The organism is Bradyrhizobium diazoefficiens (assembly GCF_016616885.1).
Taxonomy (GTDB): domain Bacteria; phylum Pseudomonadota; class Alphaproteobacteria; order Rhizobiales; family Xanthobacteraceae; genus Bradyrhizobium; species Bradyrhizobium diazoefficiens_F.
This window is the reverse complement of sequence record NZ_CP067102.1, coordinates 311,750-336,715: the sequence shown is the minus strand read 5'-3', so window position 1 is coordinate 336,715 and position 24,966 is coordinate 311,750. Positions and strand designations below refer to the sequence as shown.

25 protein-coding genes, 1 tRNA gene and 1 pseudogene are annotated in these 24,966 nt (G+C 62.0%); 14 read left to right on the top strand and 13 right to left on the bottom strand.

From position 1 onward, the window contains the following. Positions 1 to 141 precede the first annotated feature (141 nt). Positions 142 to 1,416 (bottom strand): PQQ-dependent sugar dehydrogenase, encoded by a 1,275-nt coding sequence (locus JJC00_RS01490; RefSeq protein WP_200471021.1) that lies wholly within the window; start codon positions 1,414 to 1,416, stop codon positions 142 to 144. Between the two features lie 378 nt (positions 1,417 to 1,794). Next, positions 1,795 to 2,781, bottom strand: a complete 987-nt coding sequence (locus tag JJC00_RS01485) for an NAD-dependent epimerase/dehydratase family protein (RefSeq protein ID WP_200471020.1) — start codon at positions 2,779 to 2,781, stop codon at positions 1,795 to 1,797. 325 nt (positions 2,782 to 3,106) lie between these two features. Between JJC00_RS01485 and JJC00_RS01480 the strand changes: the two genes are divergently transcribed. Both JJC00_RS01480 and JJC00_RS01475 read left to right on the top strand, forming a co-directional pair. Then, positions 3,107 to 4,078 (top strand): macro domain-containing protein, encoded by a 972-nt coding sequence (locus tag JJC00_RS01480; protein ID WP_246774057.1) that lies wholly within the window; start codon positions 3,107 to 3,109, stop codon positions 4,076 to 4,078. Further along, a complete protein-coding gene (locus JJC00_RS01475) occupies positions 4,062 to 5,054 on the top strand; it encodes a DarT ssDNA thymidine ADP-ribosyltransferase family protein (RefSeq protein WP_200471019.1) in 993 nt (330 codons plus the stop codon). The genes JJC00_RS01480 and JJC00_RS01475 overlap by 17 nt, the downstream gene beginning before the upstream one ends. A gap of 317 nt (positions 5,055 to 5,371) precedes the next feature. Here JJC00_RS01475 and JJC00_RS01470 read toward each other — a convergent pair. Further along, a tRNA-Gly gene (locus JJC00_RS01470) sits at positions 5,372 to 5,446 on the bottom strand. A 274-nt stretch (positions 5,447 to 5,720) separates the two neighbouring features. On the opposite strand from JJC00_RS01470, the gene trxA reads away from it, so the two are divergent. Both trxA and JJC00_RS01460 read left to right on the top strand, forming a co-directional pair. Continuing rightward, entirely contained in the window at positions 5,721 to 6,644 is a 924-nt protein-coding gene (gene trxA, locus JJC00_RS01465; RefSeq protein WP_200471018.1) for a thioredoxin, read from the top strand. Positions 6,645 to 6,727: 83 nt separating this feature from the next. Beyond that, positions 6,728 to 7,405: an LON peptidase substrate-binding domain-containing protein gene (locus JJC00_RS01460; protein ID WP_200471017.1), complete on the top strand. Its 678-nt coding sequence runs from the start codon at positions 6,728 to 6,730 to the stop codon at positions 7,403 to 7,405. Between the two features lie 17 nt (positions 7,406 to 7,422). Here JJC00_RS01460 and JJC00_RS01455 read toward each other — a convergent pair whose 3' ends face one another. From JJC00_RS01455 to JJC00_RS01420, 8 genes and pseudogenes are all read right to left on the bottom strand, one after another. Further along, positions 7,423 to 7,842 carry a hypothetical protein gene (locus JJC00_RS01455; protein ID WP_200471016.1) on the bottom strand — a complete coding sequence of 140 codons (420 nt, stop codon included), beginning with the start codon at positions 7,840 to 7,842 and terminating at the stop codon, positions 7,423 to 7,425. Beyond that, positions 7,832 to 8,737 (bottom strand): FAD:protein FMN transferase, encoded by a 906-nt coding sequence (locus JJC00_RS01450; RefSeq protein WP_200471015.1) that lies wholly within the window; start codon positions 8,735 to 8,737, stop codon positions 7,832 to 7,834. Before JJC00_RS01450 ends, JJC00_RS01455 begins: the two co-directional genes overlap by 11 nt. Further along, positions 8,718 to 9,188 carry an FMN-binding protein gene (locus JJC00_RS01445; protein ID WP_200471014.1) on the bottom strand — a complete coding sequence of 157 codons (471 nt, stop codon included), beginning with the start codon at positions 9,186 to 9,188 and terminating at the stop codon, positions 8,718 to 8,720. The genes JJC00_RS01450 and JJC00_RS01445 overlap by 20 nt, the downstream gene beginning before the upstream one ends. Positions 9,189 to 9,252: 64 nt before the next feature. After that, complete coding sequence (locus JJC00_RS01440; RefSeq protein WP_246774056.1) at positions 9,253 to 10,881, bottom strand: hypothetical protein; 1,629 nt, start codon at positions 10,879 to 10,881, stop codon at positions 9,253 to 9,255. Between the two features lie 224 nt (positions 10,882 to 11,105). Continuing rightward, a pseudogene (locus tag JJC00_RS01435) lies at positions 11,106 to 13,604 on the bottom strand (EAL domain-containing protein). 186 nt (positions 13,605 to 13,790) lie between these two features. Continuing rightward, on the bottom strand, positions 13,791 to 14,357 hold the full coding sequence (locus JJC00_RS01430; RefSeq protein ID WP_200471013.1) for a cytochrome b/b6 domain-containing protein: 567 nt from the start codon (positions 14,355 to 14,357) through the stop codon (positions 13,791 to 13,793). Between the two features lie 24 nt (positions 14,358 to 14,381). Continuing rightward, positions 14,382 to 14,660, bottom strand: a complete 279-nt coding sequence (locus JJC00_RS01425) for a PepSY domain-containing protein (RefSeq protein ID WP_200471012.1) — start codon at positions 14,658 to 14,660, stop codon at positions 14,382 to 14,384. A gap of 208 nt (positions 14,661 to 14,868) precedes the next feature. Continuing rightward, complete coding sequence (locus JJC00_RS01420) at positions 14,869 to 15,219, bottom strand: hypothetical protein (protein ID WP_200471011.1); 351 nt, start codon at positions 15,217 to 15,219, stop codon at positions 14,869 to 14,871. 103 nt (positions 15,220 to 15,322) lie between these two features. Between JJC00_RS01420 and JJC00_RS01415 the strand changes: the two genes are divergently transcribed. Both JJC00_RS01415 and JJC00_RS01410 read left to right on the top strand, forming a co-directional pair. Beyond that, on the top strand, positions 15,323 to 15,853 hold the full coding sequence (locus JJC00_RS01415; protein WP_200471010.1) for a TetR/AcrR family transcriptional regulator: 531 nt from the start codon (positions 15,323 to 15,325) through the stop codon (positions 15,851 to 15,853). A gap of 61 nt (positions 15,854 to 15,914) precedes the next feature. Continuing rightward, on the top strand, positions 15,915 to 16,112 hold the full coding sequence (locus JJC00_RS01410; protein WP_200471009.1) for a Trm112 family protein: 198 nt from the start codon (positions 15,915 to 15,917) through the stop codon (positions 16,110 to 16,112). A 61-nt stretch (positions 16,113 to 16,173) separates the two neighbouring features. On the opposite strand, the gene JJC00_RS01405 is transcribed toward JJC00_RS01410, so the two are convergent. Further along, positions 16,174 to 17,394, bottom strand: a complete 1,221-nt coding sequence (locus tag JJC00_RS01405; protein ID WP_200471008.1) for a ubiquinone biosynthesis hydroxylase — start codon at positions 17,392 to 17,394, stop codon at positions 16,174 to 16,176. 200 nt (positions 17,395 to 17,594) lie between these two features. Between JJC00_RS01405 and tesB the strand changes: the two genes are divergently transcribed. Continuing rightward, on the top strand, positions 17,595 to 18,458 hold the full coding sequence (gene tesB / locus JJC00_RS01400) for an acyl-CoA thioesterase II (protein ID WP_200471007.1): 864 nt from the start codon (positions 17,595 to 17,597) through the stop codon (positions 18,456 to 18,458). Between the two features lie 7 nt (positions 18,459 to 18,465). Here tesB and JJC00_RS01395 read toward each other — a convergent pair whose 3' ends face one another. Continuing rightward, positions 18,466 to 19,356 (bottom strand): DUF4339 domain-containing protein, encoded by an 891-nt coding sequence (locus JJC00_RS01395; RefSeq protein ID WP_200471006.1) that lies wholly within the window; start codon positions 19,354 to 19,356, stop codon positions 18,466 to 18,468. A 235-nt stretch (positions 19,357 to 19,591) separates the two neighbouring features. Here JJC00_RS01395 and JJC00_RS01390 point away from each other — a divergent pair, with 235 nt between their 5' ends. The 7 genes from JJC00_RS01390 to JJC00_RS01360 all read left to right on the top strand — a co-directional run bounded on the left by JJC00_RS01390 (position 19,592) and on the right by JJC00_RS01360 (position 24,940). Next, positions 19,592 to 19,930 carry a P-II family nitrogen regulator gene (locus tag JJC00_RS01390; protein ID WP_008142802.1) on the top strand — a complete coding sequence of 113 codons (339 nt, stop codon included), beginning with the start codon at positions 19,592 to 19,594 and terminating at the stop codon, positions 19,928 to 19,930. A 136-nt stretch (positions 19,931 to 20,066) separates the two neighbouring features. After that, a complete protein-coding gene (locus JJC00_RS01385; RefSeq protein ID WP_200471005.1) occupies positions 20,067 to 21,368 on the top strand; it encodes an ammonium transporter in 1,302 nt (433 codons plus the stop codon). Between the two features lie 42 nt (positions 21,369 to 21,410). Continuing rightward, the gene (locus tag JJC00_RS01380; RefSeq protein WP_200471004.1) at positions 21,411 to 21,725 is read left to right on the top strand and encodes an ArsR/SmtB family transcription factor; all 315 of its coding nucleotides are present in this window, start codon (positions 21,411 to 21,413) and stop codon (positions 21,723 to 21,725) included. Next, entirely contained in the window at positions 21,722 to 22,078 is a 357-nt protein-coding gene (locus tag JJC00_RS01375; protein WP_200471003.1) for an SRPBCC family protein, read from the top strand. The genes JJC00_RS01380 and JJC00_RS01375 overlap by 4 nt, the downstream gene beginning before the upstream one ends. Before the next feature lie 41 nt (positions 22,079 to 22,119). Then, entirely contained in the window at positions 22,120 to 22,722 is a 603-nt protein-coding gene (locus tag JJC00_RS01370) for an ATP-dependent Clp protease proteolytic subunit (protein WP_200471002.1), read from the top strand. A gap of 392 nt (positions 22,723 to 23,114) precedes the next feature. Next, positions 23,115 to 23,453, top strand: a complete 339-nt coding sequence (locus JJC00_RS01365; protein WP_200471001.1) for a P-II family nitrogen regulator — start codon at positions 23,115 to 23,117, stop codon at positions 23,451 to 23,453. Positions 23,454 to 23,491: 38 nt separating this feature from the next. Continuing rightward, the gene (locus JJC00_RS01360) at positions 23,492 to 24,940 is read left to right on the top strand and encodes an ammonium transporter (RefSeq protein ID WP_200471000.1); all 1,449 of its coding nucleotides are present in this window, start codon (positions 23,492 to 23,494) and stop codon (positions 24,938 to 24,940) included. Positions 24,941 to 24,966 lie beyond the last annotated feature (26 nt).

The following is a 24,966-nucleotide window of genomic DNA, read 5'->3' as shown; positions in this document are numbered from 1 at the left end:
CCGGGGCGTGCGGAGCACGCGTCCATAACCACTGGTCGGGGTTAGGGGTTCCGGACTGGCGCTGGCGCGCAATCCGGAACGATGTTGAAAGTACAAGGCTGCAGCGGCTCTCGGCCACCGCAGCCTCTTGATCATGTCGCGCTACTTCTTGCTGTAGCTGATGCGATAGATCGCGCCGGCCCAATCGTCGGCGACGAGGATCGAACCGTCCTTGGCGAGGATGATGTCATCAGGGCGGCCGAGATAACCCTGGTCACCCTCGATCCAGCCGGAGGCGAACACCTCCTTCTTTGCGTTCTTGCCGTCGGGCCCGACGATCACGCGCGTGATATTGCCGCCCTGGTACTTGTGGCGATTCCAGGAGCCGTGCTCGGCGATAAAGATGTTGTTCTTGTACTCGGCGGGGAACTGGTCGCCGGTGTAGAACTTCATGCCGAGCGGAGCGACGTGGGCGCCGAGGTTCAGCACGGGTGCCGTGAACTCGGAGCATTTGTGGCCCATCGCGAACTTCGGATCGGGCAGGTCGCCCTGGTGGCAGTAGGGATAGCCGAAATGCTCGCCCATCTTCGAGATCATGTTCAGCTTGTCGGAGGGCAGATCGTCGCTGACCCAGTCGCGGGCATTCTCGGTGAACCAGTACTTGCCGGTGCGCGGATCGACGTCGCCACCGACCGAGTTGCGGACGCCGAGCGCCACGGTTTCGGCGTTGCCGGTCTTGGGGTCGACGCGCCGGATCTGCGACACGCTGGTCGGCGGGATGCCGACGTTGAAGGGCGGTCCGAACGGAATGTAGAACCAGCCGTCCTTGTCGGCCGCGAGGTACTTCCAGCCGTGCGCGGCGTAGGACGGCATGTCGTCATAGACGACCTTGCCCTCGCCGAGATTGTCGAGCTTGTTTTCGACGTCGTCATAGCGGATCAGCTTGTCGACCGCGATGACGTAGAGCGCACCGTCCTTGACGGCCAGACCCGTGGGCATGTTCAGCCCCTTGAGGATGGTCTTGACCTCTTTCTTTCCGTTGTTGTCCTTGATGGCATAGACGTTGCCGAGGCCGAACGAGCCGACGAACAGCGTGCCCTTGTCACCCCAGGCCATCTGTCGCGCGGCCAGCACGCCGGAGGCATAGACCTCCATCTTGAAGCCCGCTGGCAGCTTCACCTTCTTGATGATATTGGCGAGCTCGGCATCAGAGGCGCCGGTCGGCGGACCCGAGGGCGGCGCGAGGCCCTTCTGTGCCTCGGTCTCGTCGCCGAGGAACCAGTCATCCGGCGGATGGGTCCAGAATTCCTTGGTGCCGGATTCGTACTTCTTCAGCGCCCGGTCCTTGTCCTGCTGCTGCGCATTGACAACACTGGTCCCGGCAAGAAGGGCCACGGCCGCAAGCGCCAACACGGATCGACGGATCATCGATGTCATCGCGTCACTCCCCTAAGGCAGCCGTGATGGCTGCGCGTTCTTTGTTTTGCTGTTCGAGTAGGTGAAGTTCGGAGTCTGTCGAAGTGGCAGACGCAAAAAGGTTAGCACATCTGCGAGCCGTGAGAAGCGCATCGCGTGTGCTGCAGTTGCGCGCAATAAGAATTGAGACGGATGTTCTTTCGCCGCATTGGTGGCGATAGCAACACTCTCGCTGCAACGCGGAATCGCATGACGCGCCTCATTTGCGGGCAGCAGAATGGTCGACCAATCCAAAACCGCGAAAACAACCCCATGCACCGTAGAACGGTCGAGGCCGGATGGTGCGCAGTGACACCGGCCACACATCTGAAACATCGTGCGAATTGACAAAAGCAGCGACTATTTGGCGACGGGATACGGTCCATCGTCAAAGAGCGTGTCGTGATAGCCTTTCGAGCCCACCTCGCGCGCCAGCGCGCTGCGGAAATCGGAGCCGTCGCGCAGGCTGCGCAGCACATGGGCGAAATCGAATTCCGGATGCCAGCCGAGCTCGCGCCGTGCGCGGGCGTTGACATAGACGCGGTCGATCTCGGGGAATAACCGCCAGCCGCGCGCCGCATAGAGCTGCTCACAATCCGGATAGATCTCGCGCACGACACCAGTCGCGTCACGGGCAAGCGCCACGAGGTGGTGTTGCGCGAACGGACTCGTCGCCGAGACGATGTAGCGGCCAAAGCCGATCTCCGGCGCGCGGTCGACGGCGAGCAAATGGGCGCTCACCGCGTCCGCTATATCCAGCCGTCTATAAAGGAGCTCGTTGGCCTGCGCATTGTCCAGCGGGTAGGCCGACCGCATCGCAAGATCATCATCGTCCTCCGGAAAGAAGCGCGAGGTCCGCAACACCACGACCGGCAAGCCCCGCTCGCGAAAGAACAGCTCGCACAGATTTTCCGCCATCAACTTTGTGGTGCCGTAAATGTTTTTGGGCACCGGCGGCAGCTCCTCGGTGACCCACACCGCCGCCTGTCCGGCCCCGGGGCGGAGCTGCGAGCCGAACGCGCTCGTGGTGCCGGTGAAAACAAAACTCTTCACGCCGGCCGCCGTAGCCGACTCGAGCAGATTGAGCGTGCCGGTGACGTTGGTGTCGATGAAGGCCTGCTTGCTGTGGGTCGCCACATGCGGCTTGTGCAGCGTCGCGGTGTGGATGACGGCGGCGACGCCGTCCATCTGCGCCCGGACGAAGCCGGGATCGACGATCGAGCCCACGGCATCGGTGAAGGGCGACGACTTCAGATCGACCCCACGCGCAGAGGAACCGCGACGCTGGAGCGTCCGCAGGATGGCTTCCCCGAGGTGGCCTGCGCTGCCGGTAACCAGAATTGTCATGTGAGGCCCAAGCCAGCCGCCGGCGTGGAAAACCGCCGCCCGACCTGATTTGGCTGGATGCTCTGGGAAAAATTGGAGCGGGCGAAGGGGCTCGAACCCTCGACCCCGACCTTGGCAAGGTCGTGAGCAGCGTCAATTAAGCTCATGCTGCGGGCCCTTAGCATTGTTTTTTCTAAGGTTTTTCTTTTCGAGCACGCGGCCGTAGCGTACGATTGCTACAAAGGGGTCAGCAGGGACTATACTTTCTTGGGTACTGAGAGCAAATGTTCTGATTTTGTTCTTTACAAAGTCGTGAGGTTCTGGCTTCAGTATGTCGATACGTCCGATGGTCGCTGTTACCTCCAAAACTACTGCCGCGCGCGATTTCACCGGGAAGCCCATGCTCATTTACCGGCGTACAAGCCTCCTGGAGTCCACTGCCCAGACCCTGGTCAACACGGTCAACTGTGTTGGGGTCATGGGTAAGGGCATCGCAAAGGATTTCAGGGAACGCGAGCCCGAGATGTTCGCGGCCTACAAGCGCATCTGCGATCAGAAGCTTCTGTCGCCCGGGAAACTGTGGCTGTGGAAGGGCGCGACCTCTTGGGTCCTTAACTTCCCAACTAAGCAGCATTGGCGTTATCCGTCTAAGATTCAGTGGATCGACGCGGGCTTGGAAAAATTTGTCGGACACTATGAGAACTTAGGAATAACGGAGATTTCGTTCCCACGTCTTGGATGTGGGAACGGCGGCCTCAAATGGGACAACGTGCGTCCAGTGATGGAACGCCACCTCAAAGACTTACCTATTCAAGTCTTCATCCACGACTACACGGTAGATATCGGTTTGCCGGAGCATATGGAATCCGTGGCAAGCCAGCTCAAGGACGAGGCTGTCGACTCGTCGTCATTTGACTCGTTCATCGGAGCCCTTCGACGCGCCATAGAATTGGGCGACGAGAAGTTCGTCCTATTTGACAATCAGCAGCCTGTTCAGGCCTCTATCGGAGAAGACAAAGTTCTTAAGCTTCAGACCAACGATGCAGAATGGAATTTAGAGACTGAGGACTTGTGGGGTGTTTGGGTCGGGCTCCAGAAGGGATTGCTGACGCAGGATAAGGCTGCATGGACCCAAAAGGGCGCGGGCGAGCCTCTGTTGTCTGTGTTGAGCGTCCTGCCTCACGTACGTCCCGTTCAAATTCAAGGTATAAAGCGGGACGCAGAAGTCGCTCTTGAATATCGCCCAGGCGAACGCGGGAGCGACGTCGCCCCTTCGTCAAAGCCCCAACTTGAACTCGCCTATGGCGCTGACGACTGATTTCATCACAGCGCACATTCTCAAATGGGAAACGGCTCTAACAAGTCCGTTTCGTCCCTACCGTAGCAAGTGGCCCAGCCGTCTTTTTCATCACGCGCCAATAGAAAATGCAGTCAAGATTCTGCTAGACGGCAAGCTTCGTTCGCGTGATGACCCTGCTAACAAAAAAGCGAAGGACGTTGCGGCGCCGGGAGTGATCGATGGGCGAAGTCACGCTCACGGCTCAGCCCGTCTCTACTTTCGGCCACGAACCCCAACGCAGTATCACATTGAAGGCATCCGCAAGAAGGGAGAGTGTCAGTACGGCGACGACACTCACGCCCCCGTCCTCATTATGATGGTTTTCAACGCAAGCAATATTCTTGCATTGCCCAGCGTCAAATTCTGCGATCGCAATATGCAGCTGGGCAACGCGGAGCCGGGCGATTCGGAAGACTACTTTTCAAAGATTCCGTTTGAAAAGGTCTTCCACGAAGGCGGTATTGGCGGCGATAGAAGCATCATCGAACATCGCTGCGCAGAGATACTGGCCGAGTCGCCGCTGCCGCTAGCTAACAATCTTCAGTGGGTCTTTTGTCGCACGGCAGCCGAGCGTGACACGCTGCTTTACTTGCTTGGCAACAAGGCGGCCGAATGGGCGTCGCGCATTGTTATATCTGACGATTTGTTGCTCTTTGAACGTCGCTTTGTGTTCGTTGAATCGGTCTTCCTGACTTCCAACGGAATAAATTTTCAGCTTAGTCCTCGCGCCGATCTGAAAAACATTTCAGCTAGCGTATTCGCTTGGGATATCAATGGGGCGTTGATAAAGAACTTCTACAACTCAGACATTGCCGCCCGTCCTCCAGCGCCGAGCACGAACACGCGTTGGCGTGTGGAAATCAATTTGGCAAACGGCACATATCTCGTTCAAATCGATCTAGAGGGGCATCTAGCCTTCAAGAGTTATCTGACATTGGGCGAGCGCCTCGTTTAGCAAACAGCGGAGCGCTCCTTAGACCATTCGTCTGGCCCGCGCGCTACGCTGGCCGCCAACGACCTCCGCACTGGTTCGTCCGTACTGAACGAACATCACCGCTGCACCAAGGGTGTAGACATCGTTGGCAGCGGTTTTCAACTCGGCGCGAGTGTTAAGCAGCGCGGCATAAGCCGATCGACAACTTCACCGAATTGTCCTGCGCATCGTCGGCCAATCCCGCCGAAGACCGGATAGCCAAAATGTCGGGACTGGTATTCCCGCGGATTACCCCAACGAGGATCGCATATGTCGTGGCTGGATGCTCTGGGAAAAATTGGAGCGGGCGAAGGGGCTCGAACCCTCGACCCCGACCTTGGCAAGGTCGTGCTCTACCACTGAGCTACACCCGCATCCTGTGTCGGTCGCGCGACGCGCCGGCAACGGCTGTCGTATGCCAAAAGCGGGCGGCGAATGCAACAGCTACCGGCGGCATCAATTCGCTTTCGGAGCCCCAATATGAGCCCGAACCCGGTCGAATCGCCCCAAAACACCCCGGAACCGCCGAATCGATGCCGGTGGATTGAAATTCGGCCGTCCCGGCCCAATTTTAGGGCCTGAAACGAAGCATATGTGATGGCGACGTGCTAAAGACCCGCCATTCCAGACATCAGACGAGGGGATCCCGTGACGATCATCGACCAGGGTAACGGAGCGGCGGGCCCGGCTGCGGCCAACCTGATCAAGGACACCACCACCCAGACCTTCGTGAAGGACGTCATCGAGGAATCGAAGCGCCAGCCGGTGCTGATCGACTTCTGGGCGGAGTGGTGCGGCCCCTGCAAGCAGCTCACCCCCCTGCTGGAAAAGGCGGTCAGGGCGGCCAAGGGCAAGGTCAAGCTGGTCAAGATGAACATCGACCAGCATCCGGCGATTCCGGGCCAGATGGGCATCCAGTCGATCCCGGCCGTGATCGCCTTCGTCAACGGCCAGCCCGCCGACGGCTTCATGGGCGCGGTGCCGGAGAGCCAGCTCAACGCCTTCATCGAGAAGCTGACCAAGGGCGTCACCGCACCGGGCGAGCCCAACATCGCCGAGATCCTGCAGGAGGCCGAGGCCGTGCTCGCCGAGGGCGATGCCGCCGCGGCCGCGCAGATCTACGCTGAGGTTCTCCAACACGAAGCGACCAACATCGCCGCGCTTGCCGGGCTGGCAAAATGCTACGCCATCTCCGGCGCGATGGAGCAGGCCAAGCAGACGCTGGCCATGGTGCCGGAATCCAAGCGCAACGATCCCGCGGTGAAGGCCGTGCAGACCGCGATCGACCTCGCCGAACAGGCTGAATCGCTCGGGCCGGTCACTGAACTGGAACAGAAAGTCGCCGCAAATCCGCTCGATCATCAGGCCCGGTTCGACCTTGCGACCGCGCTGAACGCGCAGGGCAACCGGGCCGCCGCCACCGAGCAGCTGCTCGCGATCGTCAAGCGCGACCGCAAATGGAACGACGACGGCGCCCGCAAGCAGCTGGTGCAGTTCTTCGAGGCCTGGGGCGGGGCGGACGAAGCGACCGTCGAAGGGCGCAAGCGCTTGTCGACGATCCTGTTTTCATAAGCGCGATGATTTGTTTGAGCATGATCTAATCGGAAGACCGCTGCACACTTTTCCGGATCATGCTCTATCGACGCGGGGACCAGATGCCGATCAACATCGAATATCGCGGCCCCGCCGACCTTCCGGAGATCATCCCGGTGTTTCCGCTGCCGGGCGCGCTGCTGCTGCCGCGCGGCCAGATGCCGCTCAACATCTTCGAGCCGCGCTATCTCGCGATGGTCGACGACAGTTTTCGCGACGGCCATCGCCTGATCGGCATGATCCAGCCCGACATCGCGCATTCGCCGAAGAACTCCGACAAGCCGACGCTGTTCCGCGTCGGCTGCGTCGGCCGCATCACCCAGCTCGCCGAATCCGGTGACGGCCGCTACATCCTCGAGCTCACCGGCGTCGCGCGCTTCAAGGTGATCGAGGAGCTCGAGGTGCTGACCGCCTACAGGCAGTGCAAGGTCGACTTCTTCGCCTTCGTCGACGACTTCACCGCGCGCATGGGCGAGGAGGCGGTCGATCGCGAGGCGCTGCTGACGGTGCTCGCGGACTTTTTGAAGGCCAACAATCTCAAGGTCGACTGGGAAGGCGTCGAGAGCGCGCCCAACGAGGCGTTGGTCAATGCGCTGGCGATGATGTCGCCCTATGGTCCGGCCGAGAAGCAGGCGATGTTGGAAGCGCCTGATCTGAAGACCCGTGCCGAGATCCTGATCGCGGTCACGGAGATGGACCTCGCCAAGAAGCGCACCAGCGGCGATCCGCCGTTGCAGTGACGGCAATCGACTGAACGCTAGCTTCGCTCGCGCCGGCCAAGCCAGATATGAAACGGAAACAGCAAGGCCAGCGAGAAACCGCTGCCCAAGTGGATCCAGCTCATCCAGGGCCGAACCGCGTCCGATCCCAGATAATAGAGACCGAATGCGGTCACGATCAGTACGGCATTGAACGCCGCCATGATCGATCCCGACACCAGATTCTTGCCGCTCCGCCACGATCGCCGGAGGTGCAGCGGAATGAGGGCGCCCAACAGCAGCAGCGTCAGCATCGCGGTGCCGCCATGCACCATTAGCACGTTGGCAGCGATCTGCTGCCAGAGCGCATCGCCGGCGACGTCCTTCTGCCAGTCGGCTAGAAGCCAACCGGCGCCGGTGAGAACCAGCGCAGCGAACGCCGTGTAGAGCGAATAGCGAAACGATGTCCTAAGCCGCAAGGTGCACCGCGTGATGCCAGTCTGACGTGATCTGAACGTTGCCGTCGGCGGAGATCAACAGGGCACCCGCCTTATAGGATTCGAGCAGTTCGCCTGCATCGGTCCCGGAGATCATGACGACCTTGGTCAAGGCGTCCGCAACCATGCAGGAGCGCGCGCGAACCGTGGCGCCGTCGATCAGGCTCACCGGCCTCTGAGTTGCAGGATCAATGACCGCCGAACTGCCCGACTCGTCACCGTCGACGAGGTCGACGCGGCGCGCCGTTGAGGCCAACGCTTCATCTGTCACCTCGATACTGCAGACCGATCGGCTCGGATGGCGGGGATCGCGGATGTGAACCGTGCGCGTCTGTGCGCCAAAGGCCCGAAGGTCGCCGCCGGCGTTCACCATGCCGCAGGGAATGCCGAGGTCGCGCAGGACGGCCACCGCGCGGTCGACGGCAAAACCCTTGGCGAGGCCGCCAAGATCAATCATGACATCGGTCGAACGAAAGCGAACCTCCCGGTCCGGAAGCAGCTCAATCGCGTCGGGAGAGCGCAGAGCCGGCGCCGACTTGTCCTTCAGCGCCGGCAACAGGCCGATTGCCTGCAACGCCGGTGCGATGGTGATATCAAAACACCCGCCAGAGCGTCGATGCAGTTCGACGGCCGTCTCGAGCACCCGAAAGGTCCACGCATGAACGCTCACGGGGCGAGTGCCGGCTTCGCTGTTGAGCCGACCGACATCGCTATCCGGCTCATGAAAGCTCATCAGTCGATGTACCTGCGCGACCGCATCGAATGCAGTGTCGATGGCGCCGTCCATTTCGGATCTGGGAGCGCCGGCAATCTCGATCTCCACGAAGGTGCCGAGCAGCGGCCTCGCGCGACGGATGCTATCGGAGACGATTGCCATAAGCCGCCAAGATTCTTTTCACACCTTCGGTGACATGGGTCGACGACAGCGTCGCCCCGGCGATATTCCTGATGTCACCGTTGATCTTGAGCGCGCTGCCGGCGGTCTTGCCGACGAACTGCGCGAGCCAGCTCGGGCTCCTGATGTCGCCGCCATACGATTCCCGATATTCCAGGATCTCGACCTTGTGGACGGCCCCCGCCGGCGTCAGCGCCACCGCGTAGTCAATGAAAAGGTGCTTGCCGACGACCCGGTCGAACACGAAGAAGCCGACGACCTTGCCGCCGGCTTCGGCCTTCCAGACGCGGCTCGCCTGGACCTCGGAAAAATGTGTCGCGGAGGGAAAAGCCTCCTTCTGGGCTTCCTCGATCGACAGATACCGAACAGCATAAGCGGGAGAGGCGGCAGACAAGATCGCTGCCGCCGGCAGGGTATATCGAACCCAGTTCATAGTCACCTCGCTCCTTGGTCCTGTATCAGGTCTTGCAACGTTGTCCCAGGGACCCCCGTCGGCATTAAAAGAAGAACCCGACGCCGCCAAGGAACGAATCCGAGAGCGCGCCGGTGGCGCTCTTGTCGATCACATGCTGATAGGTCGCCTTCAGCACGATCTTCGGGGACGGGAAAACCGCAAACCCGGCCGTATGGTACTGCCGCTGGCCCTGACCGGTTGGCAGGTTCGCGTCCGTGCCGGCGAAGCCGCCTGTCTGCAGGTTCTGATAGGTGTAGCGATAGAACGGCACGGCCTCCCACTCGCTGTTGAGAATTGTACCGAGCGGCACGTGGTAGGCAATCTCGCCGGAGTAGCCGTACATCGACTTGCCGACGTTGTTGGTCGGATCGGAGTCGTTGTTCGCGCGCAGATTTTCCGGATGCCCGAACTGAGCGCGGACATATTCGCCGCGAAGCTCAAGACCTGTGTCGGGTACCCTGTAGCGGAATTCGGCGTCAAACATCGCGAGACTGGATCTGCCGAGGAAGTTACCGAGATCGTCATGAGCGCCGCGCGGCGTCGTGTTCGGCGAGTAATACGTGCTGACGCTTCCGGCGAATCCTGGCCAGAATGTCGGCGTGAAGTCGAGCCGACCGGACACGGCCGTGGCGTTGTTGAGTTGCTGGAAGTCGCCGAGCGGGGGCCTCGAGAAGCCGAGCGCATTTACGCCATCAATGCCTGCGGCGTAGGCGGTGCCGGGAAGCGGGACGGTCTTTGCCTCAGTGCGATTGTCGAAGGAGTCGCCGAAATCCTCGTTGCTGGTGCTGACCATCACCTGATATTTGAGGTCCTCGGTGATCGTCCCGTAGATGCTGGTGGATGGGACCTTCCACGTCGACGGAATCAGGCCGTTGTAGAGTTCGGGCCGGCCAACACTATAAAATTGGGTCGGCTCATGGTGCTGGTTGATATAGCCGATTGGCACGAGATCGACGCCGGGCGAGCGCCAGTTGAACTGATCGATGATCTTGAAGTCGATCCAGACTTGCTCGATCTCGGCGGTGCCGTGCAGCTTGTCGTCATTGTCGAATCCAGAGCCGGCGTGCTCGAATTCGATCTCGGCGTTGAAGATGATATTCGGGGTGATCGCGTAGGTCGGCAGGAGCACGAACCTCTGCGCATCGAACCCTTTCTGCCACTGGCCGCCGGCAGCGGGATTTTGCATCGTACCGAACTTGATCTCTCCATACGCTCCGATGCTGAGACCGGGGACCGGAGAATCGGCTACGCCGAGGATGGGTTTGTCCGACGCTGACGGGAGGGGCGGCAGGGCGATGAAGTCTTTCGATTTCGACTTGGCCGATTTCTCGGACGGTTGGGCTTCGGGCTTGGCTGGCGCGTCCTTTGGTTCAGCGGATGGCACAGCCGCGTTGGCGCTTGTCAGCGACGCCGATTTTGCTGCCCGCTTTGTGTCTGCATCGGCTGTCGGGCGATCTTGTTTCTGCTTCAACTCGGCTTCGAGCTGCTGGATGCGCAGCTCCATCTTCTCAAGCTTCTTCAGCAACAATCCATTGGCGTCGCCGTCCGCTGCCGAAGCCGCGCCAGAACTCACGATCGATATCGCGGTCGCCGCGAGCAGGACCGATCTACTGCAATGCCGACGGCGTTCGGATCGTAACGTGAATGAACCCGCGGAAACATCCGATGACATGTGAGCCCCCAAAGCGTTGCGACATCCGGCCGCAGCAAAAGCTGGCAAGTGCGCTCTTGGGAAGCAGAAACATTCAGAAACGCTTCTAGAATCGCTCCATATTAGAATTAGAATAAGTCAAAGGATCTCATATCGCCCGTGTGGCCCACGAGCAGGTGACCGAGATGGACCTCGCCAAGAAGCGAACCAGCGGCGATCCGCCACTGCAGTGACGGCCCGAATGCTCACGCCGCGCGGACGGCTGCCTTGGCAGTTCGCAGCATTTTCGCGAAGCTGGATGCAGGCATCGGCCGGCTGAAATAGTAGCCCTGGGTTTCGATGCATCCCTCGTCGCGGAGAATGTCCAGCTGCTCCCTGGTTTCGACGCCTTCGGCGGTCGTCGTCTTGCCGAGACTGACCGCGAAACGAACCACGGCTCGCGCGAGATGGCGCGCCTCTTCCCTCGCGCTGGACAACTCGTTGACGAAGCTGCGGTCGATCTTGATTTTGTCGAACGGGAACCTTTGCAGAAAGCTCAGCGACGAATAGCCGGTGCCGAAATCGTCGAGCGCGATCCGGACGCCGAGCTCGCGCAGTTGCCCCAGTGCTGCGAATACGGCTTCGCTGTCGTGCATGATGACCGTCTCGGTGACTTCGAGCTCGAGCCTGTGCGGCGCAATGCCCGAACTCGCCAGTGCGCCGATAACGACCTGGACAAGCTCCTTGCTGCGGAATTGAGCGGGAGACAGGTTGATCGCGATCCTGAGATGGGCGGGCCATTTGGCGGCTTCGCTGCATGCGGCCCTCAGGACCCATTCTCCCAAAGGCACGATCAGGCCGGTCTCCTCCGCAAGCGGGATGAAGTCACCGGGCATGACCAGACCTCGCTTCGGGTGGTGCCAGCGTAGCAAGGCCTCGAAGCCGCTCGTCTCGCCAGTCGCGGCGTCGACGAACGGCTGATAGTGGAGCTCGAATTCACCGTCCGTCAGCGCAGCACGCATGTCGCGCTCCAGATTGCGTCGCGCGTGCATGAGCTCGTCGAGTTCGGGCTCGAAGAAGCGGAATGCACCACGACCGCCACTCTTGGCGGAGTAGAGGGCGAGATCGGCGCTCTTCATGAGCACGTCGGAATCGTCGCCATCGCGCGGCGCGATGGCAATGCCGATGCTGGTGCCCACCGTGACCCGGTGATCGCCGAGATCGAAGGGTTCGCAAAGCGCCTTCCTGATGTTCTCGGCGAGGGCGGCGGCCTCCACGGCCGGGTTGGTCATGTAGTCGATCACCGCGAACTCGTCGCCGCCCAGCCGGGCGATCAACGCGGTTTCAGTGGTGCATTCGCGCAAACGCGCAGCCACGGCGCGCAACAGGGAATCGCCTGTCGGATGTCCCAGCGTGTCGTTGACGTCCTTGAAGCGATCGAGATCGAGCATGAGCACGGCCAGATCGAGGCCGCCATTGCGCGTGACCGCAATGGCATGCTCCATCCGCTCCCTGAGCAGCACACGATTTGGCAGATCGGTCAACGCATCGTGCTGCGCCATGTGAATGATCTTGGCCTCGGATCGGCGTTGCTCGGTGACGTCAAGATGGGTGGCTACCCACCCGCCGCCGGCCATTGGTTGTCGCGTCACGCAGATCAGGCGGCCGTCCGCGAACTCGTCGATTCTGCTCGAGACCGCGTTGAACGGCAATGCGGCCAATTTCGAGATGAATTGCCCGGCGGCGCCCTCGCTCGTGTCACCCTTGAGGATGCCGTTCACGACGCGATGCTTGATGATGTCGGTGTGCGGCGTCCCCGTCCTCAGCAATTCCGGCGGCAGCCGATAGAGTTGGGCGTAACGCTCGTTACAGACGACAAGTCGCTTTTCCGCGTCGAACATGCAAAGTGCCTCGACCATGTTGTTGATGGCCGTATCCAGCCTGAGTGTCTGGTCCTAGAGTTCCTTTTGCGAATCCTCCACCTGCTGCCTTGCGAGCGAAAGCTCACTGATGATTTCCTCGAATCTGCTGGTTCGGGTCGCAAGGTGCCGATCCGCCAGCACGCCGACGAGACTCATCCCGAGCACCGACAGCGCCACACCCGCAATGGCCACGGCGAGGAAGGTGGGAGAAAGCGACAATGCGTCGTTGTCCAGCGTCGGGTCTGGAACGATCTGCACGGCCCCCATGGCCGTGAAATGGTGCGACATGATTGCGAGCGTCAGCAGCAGCGCCGCAGCGAAAGCGCCCCACTTGTCCTTGCGGCTCAGGGCAGTCGCCAGTGCAGCGTAGCCCAAGACCATACCGAGGACGATCGAGATGAACACCAGCCCCGGCGACCAGGTCACGTGACCCGGCACTTCGAGGGCCCACATGCCGAGATAGTGCATGCTCGCAATACCGGCGCCGATGATGCCGCCGCCGGCAGCCGCGCGCCACCGGCCGGAATTGCTGACGGCAACGCCAAAACCCACCGACGTCAGGATCATCGCCGCGGCGAGCGACAGCCCCGTCAGAGCAATGCTGTAACCGGTCGAGACGCCGGGCTCGTAGGCGAGCATGGCGACAAAATGCGTTGCCCAGATTCCGTAGCCGATGGCGGCGCCGGCGATCGCAATCCAGATCAGCCGCGCCCAGGCGCGCGACGCGATCGCGCGATGAAAGATGCTGACAGCGACAATGCCCGCCGCGAGGCAAACGAGACCAGCGAGCATGACAAGCCGCCAATCATGCTCTGCCGTGAGGCAGGTAAAAACGCGGAACATTCGCAATCGCTCCCTCGTCAATATCTTGACGATGATTCCGATTGCACTTTCTGCACGTTAATCTTTTGCAGTTCCCGGTTGCATGCCTATCATGGGGTAAACGCCACCTCGACAATTGCGCCTCGCGCGGTAATCCGTGCTCGATTTCCGTAGAACTATGTGGCGCGCCCCGAAATTTTTCACGCCTTAGGAGTGACCGCGGATGCGCTTGCGGCCAGTGATCATCGCACGCACCAGGTTCTGGCGCTGAAGCATGCCCATCAGCACCACGCCCACGATGTGCAGCACGACCAGGACGATCACGGCATCCGATGCGTAAGCATGAGTATCCTCGATCCACCAGACGCCGAAGAAGGTGACGGTCACCGACAGCGCGCCCGTGATCGCCGAGACGGCGAGAGCCACAAGCAGCGCCACCAGCATCAGGGTGCCGGCGGGATTGAGCCCGATATAGCGGCCGGTGATGCCGCGGCGCAGATTCCAGAGATAGAAGGGCGCAGCACGAAGCCTGACGCCGATCATGCGAAAGCGCGAATAGCGGCTGCCCCAAAATCCCCAGACCAGGCGGAAGGCCAACAGCCCGATGACCGTATAGCCGACGATGCGGTGAAGGCTGTCGTAGACGGTGGGCGTGAACCACGCGGCCAGGACGCTGGCCGCGAGGGCCCAGTGCCAGAGCCGCAGCGGAAGGTCCCAGACCGCAATCGTCCGATCCGCGGGGGTCCGATCGGACACCCCGCGCGTATCTCGCATCGCTTTGTCGTTCAAACCTAGCCTTTACTTCGCAATCGTGTGCTTCAGGCTGAGATCTTCCGGGCTGTAGAACAGCTCGTAGACCTTGCCTTCCTTGACGCCGTAGACCTCATAGCACGAGCCTTCGATCTTGGAGCGGCGGACTTCATAGCCGGCCGCCTTGGCTTTGGCTTCGGCATCGCCCGCTGTCTTCCACGACGCCTTGTCGAGCTTGGTGCAGTTCTTGAAACCGTCGGCCATCGCCGTCGACCCCATGCCGATCCCAACCGTCAGTGCAATGGCAAGAACACGAATGACTCTCACGAATGTCTCCTCCTCTGTCGTGTGCGCGAAGCGCGCCCGAAGGAAGCAAAAGAGGAGGTGAAGTCAATTGCGGTCGGGATACAAGCGGTCTTAGAGATATTCTAACGGTCGCCAAAACATCAGTGCGGTCCGCATGCAGCACGCATTTCGCGGCTCGCTGCGGCCTTAAGCCTCACGGGTTCGACGGCGCGCACTTTTTCATCCGCCTTCAGTAGCCGGCGACCGCCATCGCCACGACCACGCTCAGCGCCATCCAGCCGAAATGCCGGCCACGCGTCGCCCAGGCGTTGGCGCAGGCGGAGAAGCCGAACACGCAGACCATGGTGATGACGATCCAGCGGCGCGCCGGCGCCGAATCCATCCAGGGCGTTGCGATCAGCAGCACACCGCAGCCGATCCAGGCGACGGTCGAGGCCTGCCAGACCAGGCGGATCAGGGTGCGGAGCCGTTCCGGCTCGATGGTGGCGCGGGCAAAGACCTTGGTCTCGCCGAGGATGCCATGGATGAGGGCCACCACGATGGCGAGGATTCCGGCGCACTGGAGCAAGAGATCACGCATCATCAAAGCTCCTTGTTTTGTCCATACATGTGTGTATGGTGAGATAGACGCTGGCCAGCCGCCTGTCAATACACTAGTGTATGGTTGGATTTCGGAACCCGCCATGACCGAACAGCTTTCCGCCGACGACTGGATCCGCCAGGGCGTCAAGGCGCTCACCAGGAGCGGCTTCACCGCGCTGAAGGCCGATCCATTGGCGAAGGCCATGGGCGTCTCCCGCGGCAGCTTCTACTGGCATTTTGCCGATCTCGGCGCGTTCCACGCGGCCGTGCTGAAACGCTGGCGCGAGATCGCGGCCGAGGAGATCATCGCCGGTGTCGAGGCCGACAGCGACGAGCCGCTGACGGCGCTGCTGCGCAGGACCTTTGGCGCCCGACTCGATCTGGAGCGCGCGGTGCGCAACTGGGCGGCGTTCGATCCGGCGGCGCAAGCGGCCGTCCGCGCCATCGACCGGCGCAGGCTCGACTATATCGAAGGCCTGCTGCAACGACGCGGATTCTCCGCTACAATTGCGCAGGCGCGTGCGCAGATCCTGTACTGGACGTTTCTGGGATTTGCGCTGTCAGGCACGCCGGTGCCGCCCGCGCGGCTCCAGGGCCTGCTCGACGAAATCCAGAAGATGGTGGCGCCCTAGCGGGCCGCGATGGGCGGCCGCAATTTTCTATGCTACAGGCGGCCGATCGCAGGAGACCACGATGAACGCGCCCACCGAACGCACCGAAGCCAGCGTCGATCCCAAATTGCTGGAGATTTTGGTCTGCCCGCTGACCAAAGGCCCGCTGGAATTCGATTCCACCAGGCATGAGTTGATCTCCCGCAGCGCAAAACTCGCATATCCGATCCGCGACGGCATCCCGATCATGCTGCCGGAAGAGGCGCGCAAGATCGATTGATCCTAGCGAGTAGGGAGTGGCGAATGGACACCACTCGCTATTCGCCACTCCCCATTCGCTCCTACAGCGCCTCGCCCTTCAACAGCTTCGGGATCTCACCCGTCAGACCCGCGGCCTGGCGGATGAAGAGATTCTTCAGCGGCGGGGTGCGGTCGACGATGCCGAGGCCGATGTCGCGCACCGTGCGCAGCAAGCTCGACTGGTTCGAGAACAGGAAGTTCAGCGAGTTGGTGGCGACGCCCATCGCCATGGTGTCGAAACGGCGCCAGCGCTGGTAGCGCTCGAGCACATCGGCGCCGCCGAGATCCATGCCGAGCCGCGCGGCATCGACCACGACCTCGGCCAGTGCGGCGACATCCTTCAGTCCCATGTTGAGACCCTGCCCGGCAATGGGGTGAATGACGTGGGCGGAATCGCCGACCAGCGCGAGGCGCTCGGCGACGAAGGAGCGTGCCACGAAATAGGACAGTGGGAACGCACGCGGCTTGTCGAGCGCTTTCACTTCGCCGAGATGCAAACCAAAACGCTGCTCGAGCTCGCCGTGAAATTCTTCTTCGCTCAAGCCGATGATGCGCGCGGCCTCTGCGCGGCGCTCGGTCCACACCAGTGACGATCGCTTGCCGGTCAGCGGCAGGATCGCGAACGGACCCGCGGGCAAGAAGTGCTCTTCGGCGCGGCCCTCGTGATCGCGCTCGTGGCCGACGGTGACGACGATGCCGGATTGATCGTATTCCCAGCCATGAGTGACGATGCCGGCGCGCTCGCGCAGTTTTGACCGCGCGCCATCGGCGGCGACCAACAGGCTCGCCGCGATAACGCTGCCATCGCCGAGCGTCACGTCGATTCCCTCGGCGCGCGCATCGTAAGACGACACGGCCATCGCGCGCAGATTAATGCCCTCGGCTTCGGCGCGCACCACCAGTGCATCGATCAGGCGGCGGTTCTCGACCATATGCGCAAAGGGCTCGCCCGGCGCGACATCGCCGGCGAAATTCAGAAACGCCGGACGCGTGGCGTCCTCGAGCTTGGAATCGGTGACGACCATGTCGAGGATCGGCTGCGCCTCAGCCTTGACGTCGTCCCAGGCGCCGAGCGCCTCGAACAGGCGGCGGCAGGCCGCGACGATCGCGGTCGCGCGGGGATCGCGGCTCGGCCGAATGCTAAGTGCGGGATCGGCGACGATGACGGGAATCTCGGGTCCCAGCCCCTGGCGCAGCGCCAGCGCGAGCGCCAGGCCCGCAAACGCGCCGCCGCCAATGACAATGCTACCCTGTACCGACATATCCAAATTCCCGGCCAATTCTGGGTCTTGCTAGCAGACTTGAGGTGGGCGAAACAGTGCGGTGAAGCAAGGGCGGAACGGCCTCTTTCGGTCATTCCGGGCGCGCAATGCGCGAACCCGGAATCCAGAGGTTATCAGCTCGAGATTCCGGGTTCGCACTGCGTGCGCCCCGGAATGACAAGGCACCAGGAAACACTACCATGTCCAAAAGCCTGATCGACCTGATTTCGATCCTCGATCTCGAGCAGCTCGAGGTGAACCTCTTCCGCGGCAACAGCCCGAAGACGAGCTGGCAGCGGGTATTCGGCGGGCAGGTGATCGGACAGGCCATGGTGGCGGCCTGCCGCACCGTCGAGGGCCGGCTGCCGCATTCACTGCATTGCTATTTCATCCTGCCTGGCGATCCGCAGATCCCGATCATCTACCAGGTCGAGCGCCTGCGCGACGGCAAGAGCTATTCGACCCGCCGCGTCACCGCGATCCAGCACGGCAATGCGATCTTCTCCATCATGGTGTCGTTCCATGCCGAGGAAGAGAGCGCATTCGATCACCAGGAGAAAATGCCTGAGGTGCCGCCGCCGGAAAAGCTCACGGGGGAGGAGGTGGCCAAGCAGCCGATGTTCCGCGAGATGCCGGACTTCATCCGCCGCTACTACGAGTCGGATCGCCCGATCGAGCTACGCCCGGTCGAGCTCGGCCGTTACTTCGGCCAGAAGATCGAGGACGGCCGCATCCATGTCTGGATCAAGACGGCGGCAACGCTGCCGGACGATCCGGCGCTGCACATGTGCGCGCTCGCCTATGCCTCGGACTTCTCGCTGCTCGATGCGATCATGGCGCGCTATGGCCGCACGCTGTTCGACAAGCGCATGATGCCGGCGAGCCTCGACCACGCGATGTGGTTTCACCGCCCGTTCCGCGCCGACGAATGGCTGCTCTACGCGCAGGATTCACCGAGCGCGCAAGGCGGCCGCGGCCTGACCCGCGGCTCGATCTTCAAGCCCGACGGCACCCTGGTCGCCTCCGTCGCGCAGGAAGGCTCCGTGCGCGAGCGGAGGAGCTGATCGTCCCTTACATCGAGCCGCGCGGCGCGAGCTCGGTCTGCGACGCGAACCAGTTCATGATCCAGCGATAAACCCACGGGATCGGGATGATGAAGCTGCACAGGATCGCAGCCACGATTCCGCGCCAGAGAATCCCGAGCCCGCTACCCCGGAAGATGATCTCTCGCCGCGTGCCCTGGATGTTGCGATAGGTCCAGCGCAGCTGGGCTGCGGCGACCCAGGCCCATCCGATGATGGTGATGATGGAGATCGCAAACAGCAGGTTCCAGCCGATATAGCCCAGCACCGAGCCGGTGAAGTTGAGGCCGAGCGGCTCTCCGTTGGAGGCGATGTTCGCGACCATCCATTTCAGCAGCATCCAGTAGAGAACGATTTGAACAATGTAGAGCGCGGTGCTCAAAACCTGGATGCCGGTGTAGCCGACGACAATCGCCAGAACGATGAACCCGAAGAACCAGGGCACGATCGCCATGGCGTTGCCGGTGAAGGAGAGGTTCGGCCGCCCCGGAACCTTCACGCAGGACACGATCCATTGCGTGTACCAGACGAACAGCCACGGAATCGGGATGATGAAGCACGAGCCGATCAGCATCACCAGCGTTCGCCAGGTGAAGTCGAGGATACCGAAATCGACCGACAGTGATCCGCCGGCCGCGCTACCGGCACCGGTGTAGCCACCGCTGCCCCTCATCGGCGGCCCACCGGCCGGAATGATCGGCGACGCGCCGCCGCCTGTCATCAGACCGGGAATTTCGGTGGCCTTCTGCCAGCCCGCCATGCCCTCGGACCACACCAGCGTATCGCCGCGTACAACACCCTGGGCGATCAGGTCGCGGAATTGTCCCTCCGGATAGGGCCCCTGCTGCTTGCCCTCGGATGCGTAGAACCAACTCGCCATGACGCGTCCCCCAAAATACTTATGTACCGCTCGACAGGTGCGGGTTCACCGCATCCATGCCAAAAATGCATTGTGAGGGATGAACACTTGCCCTGTACAGAGGCGGCCGTTCACATGGCCAAACGTTTTTCCGCTTCAATCTGCAAGTTTTTTGTGCCATTTGCCCGGAAAGATGCCAGATTGACGCAGCGCCGGGGACATGCGGCGCGGCGCATCCCGGGAAATAGGCCTGACCATGAAACTCGTCGTCGCGATCATCAAACCTTTCAAGCTCGATGAGGTCCGCCAGGCCCTGACGGCGATCGGCGTCCACGGCATGACCGTGACCGAGGTGAAGGGCTACGGCCGCCAGAAGGGTCACACCGAGATCTATCGCGGCGCGGAATATGTCGTGAACTTCCTGCCGAAGCTGCGGATCGAGATCGCGGTCGCCTCCGACGTCGCCGACAAGGCGGTCGCCGTGATCACCGCGACCGCCCGCACCGGGCAGATCGGCGACGGCAAGATCTTCGTCACGCCGATTGACCACGCGCTGCGGATCCGCACCGGCGAGACCGACAGCGACGCGCTCTAAACTTCTTGTCTTGACGCGTTTTCTTCACGCGAACCGGTATCCACTTCGCTCGAAAACGCTCTGATACAGCCTTCTTCGATCGCACCGGGCAACGACGCCGTAGCGTGCGACGCCAATTGATGCTGGGGGAAATGACATGGCGGGATTGTTGCGCCGCGCAGCTGCTATGGCTGCGCCGATCGGATTTGCGTTGGTCATGGCCGCGCCGGCGCGCGCCGCGACGGGCGAGATCAACACCGCCGACACCGCCTGGATGATCGTCGCCACCGCGCTGGTGCTGATGATGACGATCCCCGGGCTTGCGCTGTTCTATTCCGGCATGGTGCGCAAGAAGAACGTGCTCGCGACCATGGCGCAGAGCCTTGCCGCGGTGACGATCATCTCCATTCTCTGGGTCGCGTTCGGCTATTCGCTCTGCTTCGTCGGCGACGGCCCGTGGATCGGTTCGCTCGACCGCTGGTTCCTCGCCGGCATGACCATGGACAGCGTGAACCCGGCCGCGAAGACGATCCCGGAAGCGCTGTTCATGCTGTACCAGATGACGTTTGCGATCATCACGGTGGCGCTGGTCGCGGGGTCGGTCGCCGACCGGATGCGGTTCTCCGCTTATCTCCTGTTCTCGGTGGCCTGGTTCATCTTCGTCTACATTCCGCTGGCGCATTGGGTGTGGGGCGGCGGCTTCCTCAACAGCATGGGCGTGCTGGATTTCGCCGGCGGTCTCGTCGTGCATCTGTCGGCCGGCACTGGCGGCCTCGTCGCCGCCAAGGTGATGGGGCGCCGTCACGGCTACGGCATTGAAAATCTGTCGCCGTTCGATCTGTCGCTTGCGGTGATGGGCACCGGCCTGTTGTGGGTCGGCTGGTTCGGCTTCAACGGCGGCTCGGCGGGCGCGGCCAATTCGCGCGCAGTGATGGCGATCATCGCAACGCATCTTGCGGCCTGCTCCGGCGCGCTGACCTGGGGCGCGATCGAATGGTCGACGCGGCGCAAGCCCTCCGTTCTCGGCATGATCTCAGGCGCGGTCGCAGGCCTCGGCACCATCACGCCGGCTTCCGGCTTCGTCGCACCGTGGCACGGCATCGTCATCGGCATCGCCGCGGGCGCAATTTGCTACTGGGCCTGCACCTGGCTGAAGCACCGCTTCAATTACGACGATTCGCTCGACGTGTTCGGCGTCCACGGCATCGGCGGACTGACCGGCACGCTGCTCGCGGGCGTGTTCGCGACCAGCGCGATCGGCGGCACGGCCGGCCTGCTCGAGGGCCATCCGCAGCAATTGCTGATCCAGCTTTACGGCGTCGCCGTCACCTTCGTCTGGTCGGCGGGCGTGAGCTTTGTCCTGCTCAAGCTGGTCGGCCTGTTCGTGCCCTTGCGGGTCTCGCGCGAGCACGAGCTCGAGGGGCTCGATATCTCGCAGCACGGTGAAGCGCTTCAGTAATCGGGGCTTGCGCAATACATAAGTACGTGCTTATGTGTTGGCATGATCGAAGCCGACATCTTCAAGGCGCTGGCCGACCCGACGCGCCGAAAAGTCTTTGAGAAGCTCGCTGGCGGAAGCCTGAATGCCAGCGCCTTGCGCGACGGCTTGGAGATCAGCCAGCCGGCGATGTCGCAGCATCTTTCGGTGCTGCGCGCGGCAGGCCTCGTGCGCGAACAGCGTCAGGGCCGCTTTGTGAATTACGAGGTCGACCCGGACGGAATTGTCGCCATCGGGTCATGGCTCGCGCGCTATCGCGCCTACTGGCCGAAGCGCATGGAGGCACTCGCCGATCTTTTGAAGGATATGGATCAATGAGCGACGCAGCGAAGCCTGATCCCGCCGATGCAGAACTGGTGCTCGAATATGAATTCGATGCGCCGCCGGCAAAGGTCTGGCGCGCCGTGACCATCCCCGCGTTGCGCGAGCGCTGGCTGCCGGATTGCGACCTTGCGGGCGCCGAGCCGGAATCAACGATCGCTGGTGAAGAGGTGCGCTACCGGCTTCGCGATTCAGAGCCGCCGTTTCGCGAGAGCCATGTCATCTTCCGGATCGAGCCGAACGAGGACGGCGGCACCCGCTTTCGCATCATCCAGCAAGCCTGCGACGACCTCGCGAAACTGCCGCAGCCGGCCAACAGCAATTGCTGCCTGATGCGCGCGGCGGCCTAACACCAACAAGACTTCATCACCAGCAGACATGGAGGTCGCCGATGCGCGACATGCTTCAGCTCGTCCCTATGGTTGTCGAACAATCCGCCCGCGGCGAACGATCCTTCGACATCTATTCGCGGCTCCTGCGCGAGCGCATCATCTTCCTCAACGGCGAGGTCAATGATGCGATGTCTGGACTGGTGTGCGCACAATTGCTGTTCCTGGAGGCTGAGAATCCGAACAGGCCGATCAATCTCTACATCAACTCCTATGGCGGCGTGGTCACCAGTGGGCTCGCCATGTACGACACCATGCAGTTCATCAAGGCGCCGGTTCACACGCTGTGCATGGGCACCGCGCGCTCGATGGGCTCGTTCCTGCTGATGGCCGGTGAGCCCGGTCACCGCGCCGCGCTGCCCAATGCCAGCCTTCACGTGCATCAGCCGCTCGGCGGCTTCCAGGGCCAGGCCTCCGACATCCTGATCCACGCCAACGAAATGCAGGAGACCAAGCGGCGCATCACCCGGCTCTACGCCCAGCATTGCGGGCGCACCGAGGCGGAGGTGGAACGGACCCTCGACCGCGACCACTTCATGACTGCGCAGCAAGGGGTCGAATGGGGGTTGATCGATCGCGTCTTTGCGGTGCGCGAGGCCGCCTGATGGTTGAGGTCGGTTGCGCGTATCCCGTGAGCACGCCGCGAGCCACTTCGATATTTCGCAGCGCGGCTAGGCCATTCAGCTAGCATCCTCTGTAACGAAATACCTCCCTGCTGCCCGGCGCGTGAGCAGTAAATGTGTCGGCAGCCTGTCATGCCTGCTTTTTGGTCAGGCCTGACCACGGATTGAGCGCGACGTAATAGCGCACTGCACCGCAATACCCGTCAAACGCGAAAACCTCCGTTTTCATAGTCCGTTAGGCAAGCCGCCCGATCTGGCACGGCATTTGATTCTAAGGGTCCCGGCTGTGCCCGCGTAGTGAACTTCTCCCTCGTGGCGAACCAGTCGAGAAACGCCCGGCCACGTCCGGACCGGGCCAAGCGGGGATAGGACCCATGAAAATTGTTATGGCGATTATCAAGCCATTCAAGCTGGAAGAAGTCCGTGACGCCCTGACCGCCATTGGCGTTCACGGTCTCACGGTGACGGAAGTCAAGGGATATGGCCGTCAGAAAGGCCATACGGAAATCTACCGCGGCGCCGAATATGCCGTGAGCTTCCTGCCCAAGATCAAGATCGAAGTCGCCGTCGCCTCCGAGCAGGTCGATAAGACCATCGAAGCCATCACGTCCGCCGCCAAAACCGGACAGATCGGCGACGGCAAGATCTTCGTCATCAACCTCGACCATGCGGTTCGCATCCGCACCGGTGAGGCCGACGCCGCGGCCCTTTGATTTCGCGCTCAACCAAAATCCAATCAGGAGTAAATGAAATGACGTTTAAGCGTCCCTATGGCGCGGGATTGGCGGCTCTCGCAGTCGGCCTGTTCGCTGCGACCGCAGCCTATGCCGAGCCAACGGTCAACAAGGGAGACAACGCCTGGATGCTGACATCGACAGTGCTCGTGCTGTTGATGACGATCCCGGGTCTTGCGCTGTTCTACGGCGGCCTCGTCCGCTCCAAGAACATGCTCTCGGTCCTGATGCAGGTCTTCTACACCGTCTGCGTCGTCACCGTGATCTGGGCCGTGTACGGCTACAGCCTCGCCTTCACCGGCGGCTCCGACTTCATCGGCGGCTTCTCCAAGGCCTTCATGATGGGCGTCACCACCGACTCGAAGGCCGCGACCTTCTCGGTCGACGCCAACATCTCGGAGCTCGTCTATGTCTGCTTCCAGATGACCTTCGCGGCGATCACGCCCGCCCTTATCGTTGGCGCCTTCGCCGAGCGCATGAAGTTCTCGGCGATCGCCCTGTTCATCCCGCTCTGGGTGACGCTGATCTACTTCCCGATCGCGCACATGGTCTGGTACTGGCCCGGCCCGGACGCGATCCAGGATGCGGCCAAGGCTCTGGCTGCTGCGGCTGATGGAGCGGCGAAGACTGCGGCTCAGGCCAAGCTCGACGAGATCAACGCCGACGCCGGCTGGATCTTCAAGAAGGGCGCGATTGACTTCGCTGGCGGCACCGTGGTGCACATCAACGCCGGCATCGCAGGTCTCGTCGGCGCTCTCTTGATCGGCAAGCGCACCGGCTACGGCAAGGACCTGATGGCTCCGCACTCGCTGACCATGTCGATGATCGGCGCCTCGCTGCTCTGGGTCGGCTGGTTCGGCTTCAACGCCGGCTCCAACCTGGAGGCCAACGGCGGCGCAGCCCTCGCCATGACCAACTCCTTCGTCGCCACCGCAGCCGCCGCGCTGTCGTGGATGTTCGCGGAGTGGATCGTGAAGGGTCATCCGTCGGTGCTCGGCGTCATCTCCGGCGCTGTCGCGGGCCTCGTGGCCGTCACGCCTGCCGCCGGCTTCTCCGGCGTGATGGGTGCGATCGTCCTCGGCCTCGTGGTCGGCGTGGTCTGCCTGTTCTTCTGCACCGTCGTGAAGAACGCGCTCGGCTACGATGACTCGCTCGACGTGTTCGGCGTGCACTGCATCGGCGGCATCGTTGGCGCCCTCGGCACCGGCATCCTGGTCAATCCGGCTCTCGGTGGTGCGGGCATCATCGACTACACCGCGATCCCGCCCAAGGTTGCCGATTACGACTTCGCCGCGCAGATGATCTCTCAGGTCGAAGCCGTCTGCACCACGCTGGTGTGGTCGGGCGTCGGTTCGGCGATCCTCTACAAGGTCGTCGATGTGATCGTTGGCCTCCGCGCCAATGTCGAGAGCGAGCGTGAAGGTCTCGACATCACCGACCACACCGAGCGCGCCTACAACATGTAACCTCTCCTCCCGGGCGCGATCTCTCC

What these genes read in the sequence shown, in the direction of transcription:
- JJC00_RS01490 (WP_200471021.1), bottom strand. Translation starts at nt 1,416, where the DNA reads ATGACATCGATGATCCGTCGATCCGTGTTGGCGCTTGCGGCCGTGGCC.
- JJC00_RS01485 (WP_200471020.1), bottom strand. Translation starts at nt 2,781, where the DNA reads ATGACAATTCTGGTTACCGGCAGCGCAGGCCACCTCGGGGAAGCCATC.
- JJC00_RS01480 (WP_246774057.1), top strand. Translation starts at nt 3,107, where the DNA reads ATGGTCGCTGTTACCTCCAAAACTACTGCCGCGCGCGATTTCACCGGG.
- JJC00_RS01475 (WP_200471019.1), top strand. Translation starts at nt 4,062, where the DNA reads ATGGCGCTGACGACTGATTTCATCACAGCGCACATTCTCAAATGGGAA.
- JJC00_RS01460 (WP_200471017.1), top strand. Translation starts at nt 6,728, where the DNA reads ATGCCGATCAACATCGAATATCGCGGCCCCGCCGACCTTCCGGAGATC.
- JJC00_RS01450 (WP_200471015.1), bottom strand. Translation starts at nt 8,737, where the DNA reads ATGGCAATCGTCTCCGATAGCATCCGTCGCGCGAGGCCGCTGCTCGGC.
- JJC00_RS01445 (WP_200471014.1), bottom strand. Translation starts at nt 9,188, where the DNA reads ATGAACTGGGTTCGATATACCCTGCCGGCGGCAGCGATCTTGTCTGCC.
- JJC00_RS01440 (WP_246774056.1), bottom strand. Translation starts at nt 10,881, where the DNA reads ATGTCATCGGATGTTTCCGCGGGTTCATTCACGTTACGATCCGAACGC.
- JJC00_RS01430 (WP_200471013.1), bottom strand. Translation starts at nt 14,357, where the DNA reads ATGCGAGATACGCGCGGGGTGTCCGATCGGACCCCCGCGGATCGGACG.
- JJC00_RS01420 (WP_200471011.1), bottom strand. Translation starts at nt 15,219, where the DNA reads ATGCGTGATCTCTTGCTCCAGTGCGCCGGAATCCTCGCCATCGTGGTG.
- JJC00_RS01415 (WP_200471010.1), top strand. Translation starts at nt 15,323, where the DNA reads ATGACCGAACAGCTTTCCGCCGACGACTGGATCCGCCAGGGCGTCAAG.
- JJC00_RS01410 (WP_200471009.1), top strand. Translation starts at nt 15,915, where the DNA reads ATGAACGCGCCCACCGAACGCACCGAAGCCAGCGTCGATCCCAAATTG.
- JJC00_RS01405 (WP_200471008.1), bottom strand. Translation starts at nt 17,394, where the DNA reads ATGTCGGTACAGGGTAGCATTGTCATTGGCGGCGGCGCGTTTGCGGGC.
- tesB (WP_200471007.1), top strand. Translation starts at nt 17,595, where the DNA reads ATGTCCAAAAGCCTGATCGACCTGATTTCGATCCTCGATCTCGAGCAG.
- JJC00_RS01395 (WP_200471006.1), bottom strand. Translation starts at nt 19,356, where the DNA reads ATGGCGAGTTGGTTCTACGCATCCGAGGGCAAGCAGCAGGGGCCCTAT.
- JJC00_RS01390 (WP_008142802.1), top strand. Translation starts at nt 19,592, where the DNA reads ATGAAACTCGTCGTCGCGATCATCAAACCTTTCAAGCTCGATGAGGTC.
- JJC00_RS01385 (WP_200471005.1), top strand. Translation starts at nt 20,067, where the DNA reads ATGGCGGGATTGTTGCGCCGCGCAGCTGCTATGGCTGCGCCGATCGGA.
- JJC00_RS01380 (WP_200471004.1), top strand. Translation starts at nt 21,411, where the DNA reads ATGATCGAAGCCGACATCTTCAAGGCGCTGGCCGACCCGACGCGCCGA.
- JJC00_RS01375 (WP_200471003.1), top strand. Translation starts at nt 21,722, where the DNA reads ATGAGCGACGCAGCGAAGCCTGATCCCGCCGATGCAGAACTGGTGCTC.
- JJC00_RS01370 (WP_200471002.1), top strand. Translation starts at nt 22,120, where the DNA reads ATGCGCGACATGCTTCAGCTCGTCCCTATGGTTGTCGAACAATCCGCC.
- JJC00_RS01365 (WP_200471001.1), top strand. Translation starts at nt 23,115, where the DNA reads ATGAAAATTGTTATGGCGATTATCAAGCCATTCAAGCTGGAAGAAGTC.
- JJC00_RS01360 (WP_200471000.1), top strand. Translation starts at nt 23,492, where the DNA reads ATGACGTTTAAGCGTCCCTATGGCGCGGGATTGGCGGCTCTCGCAGTC.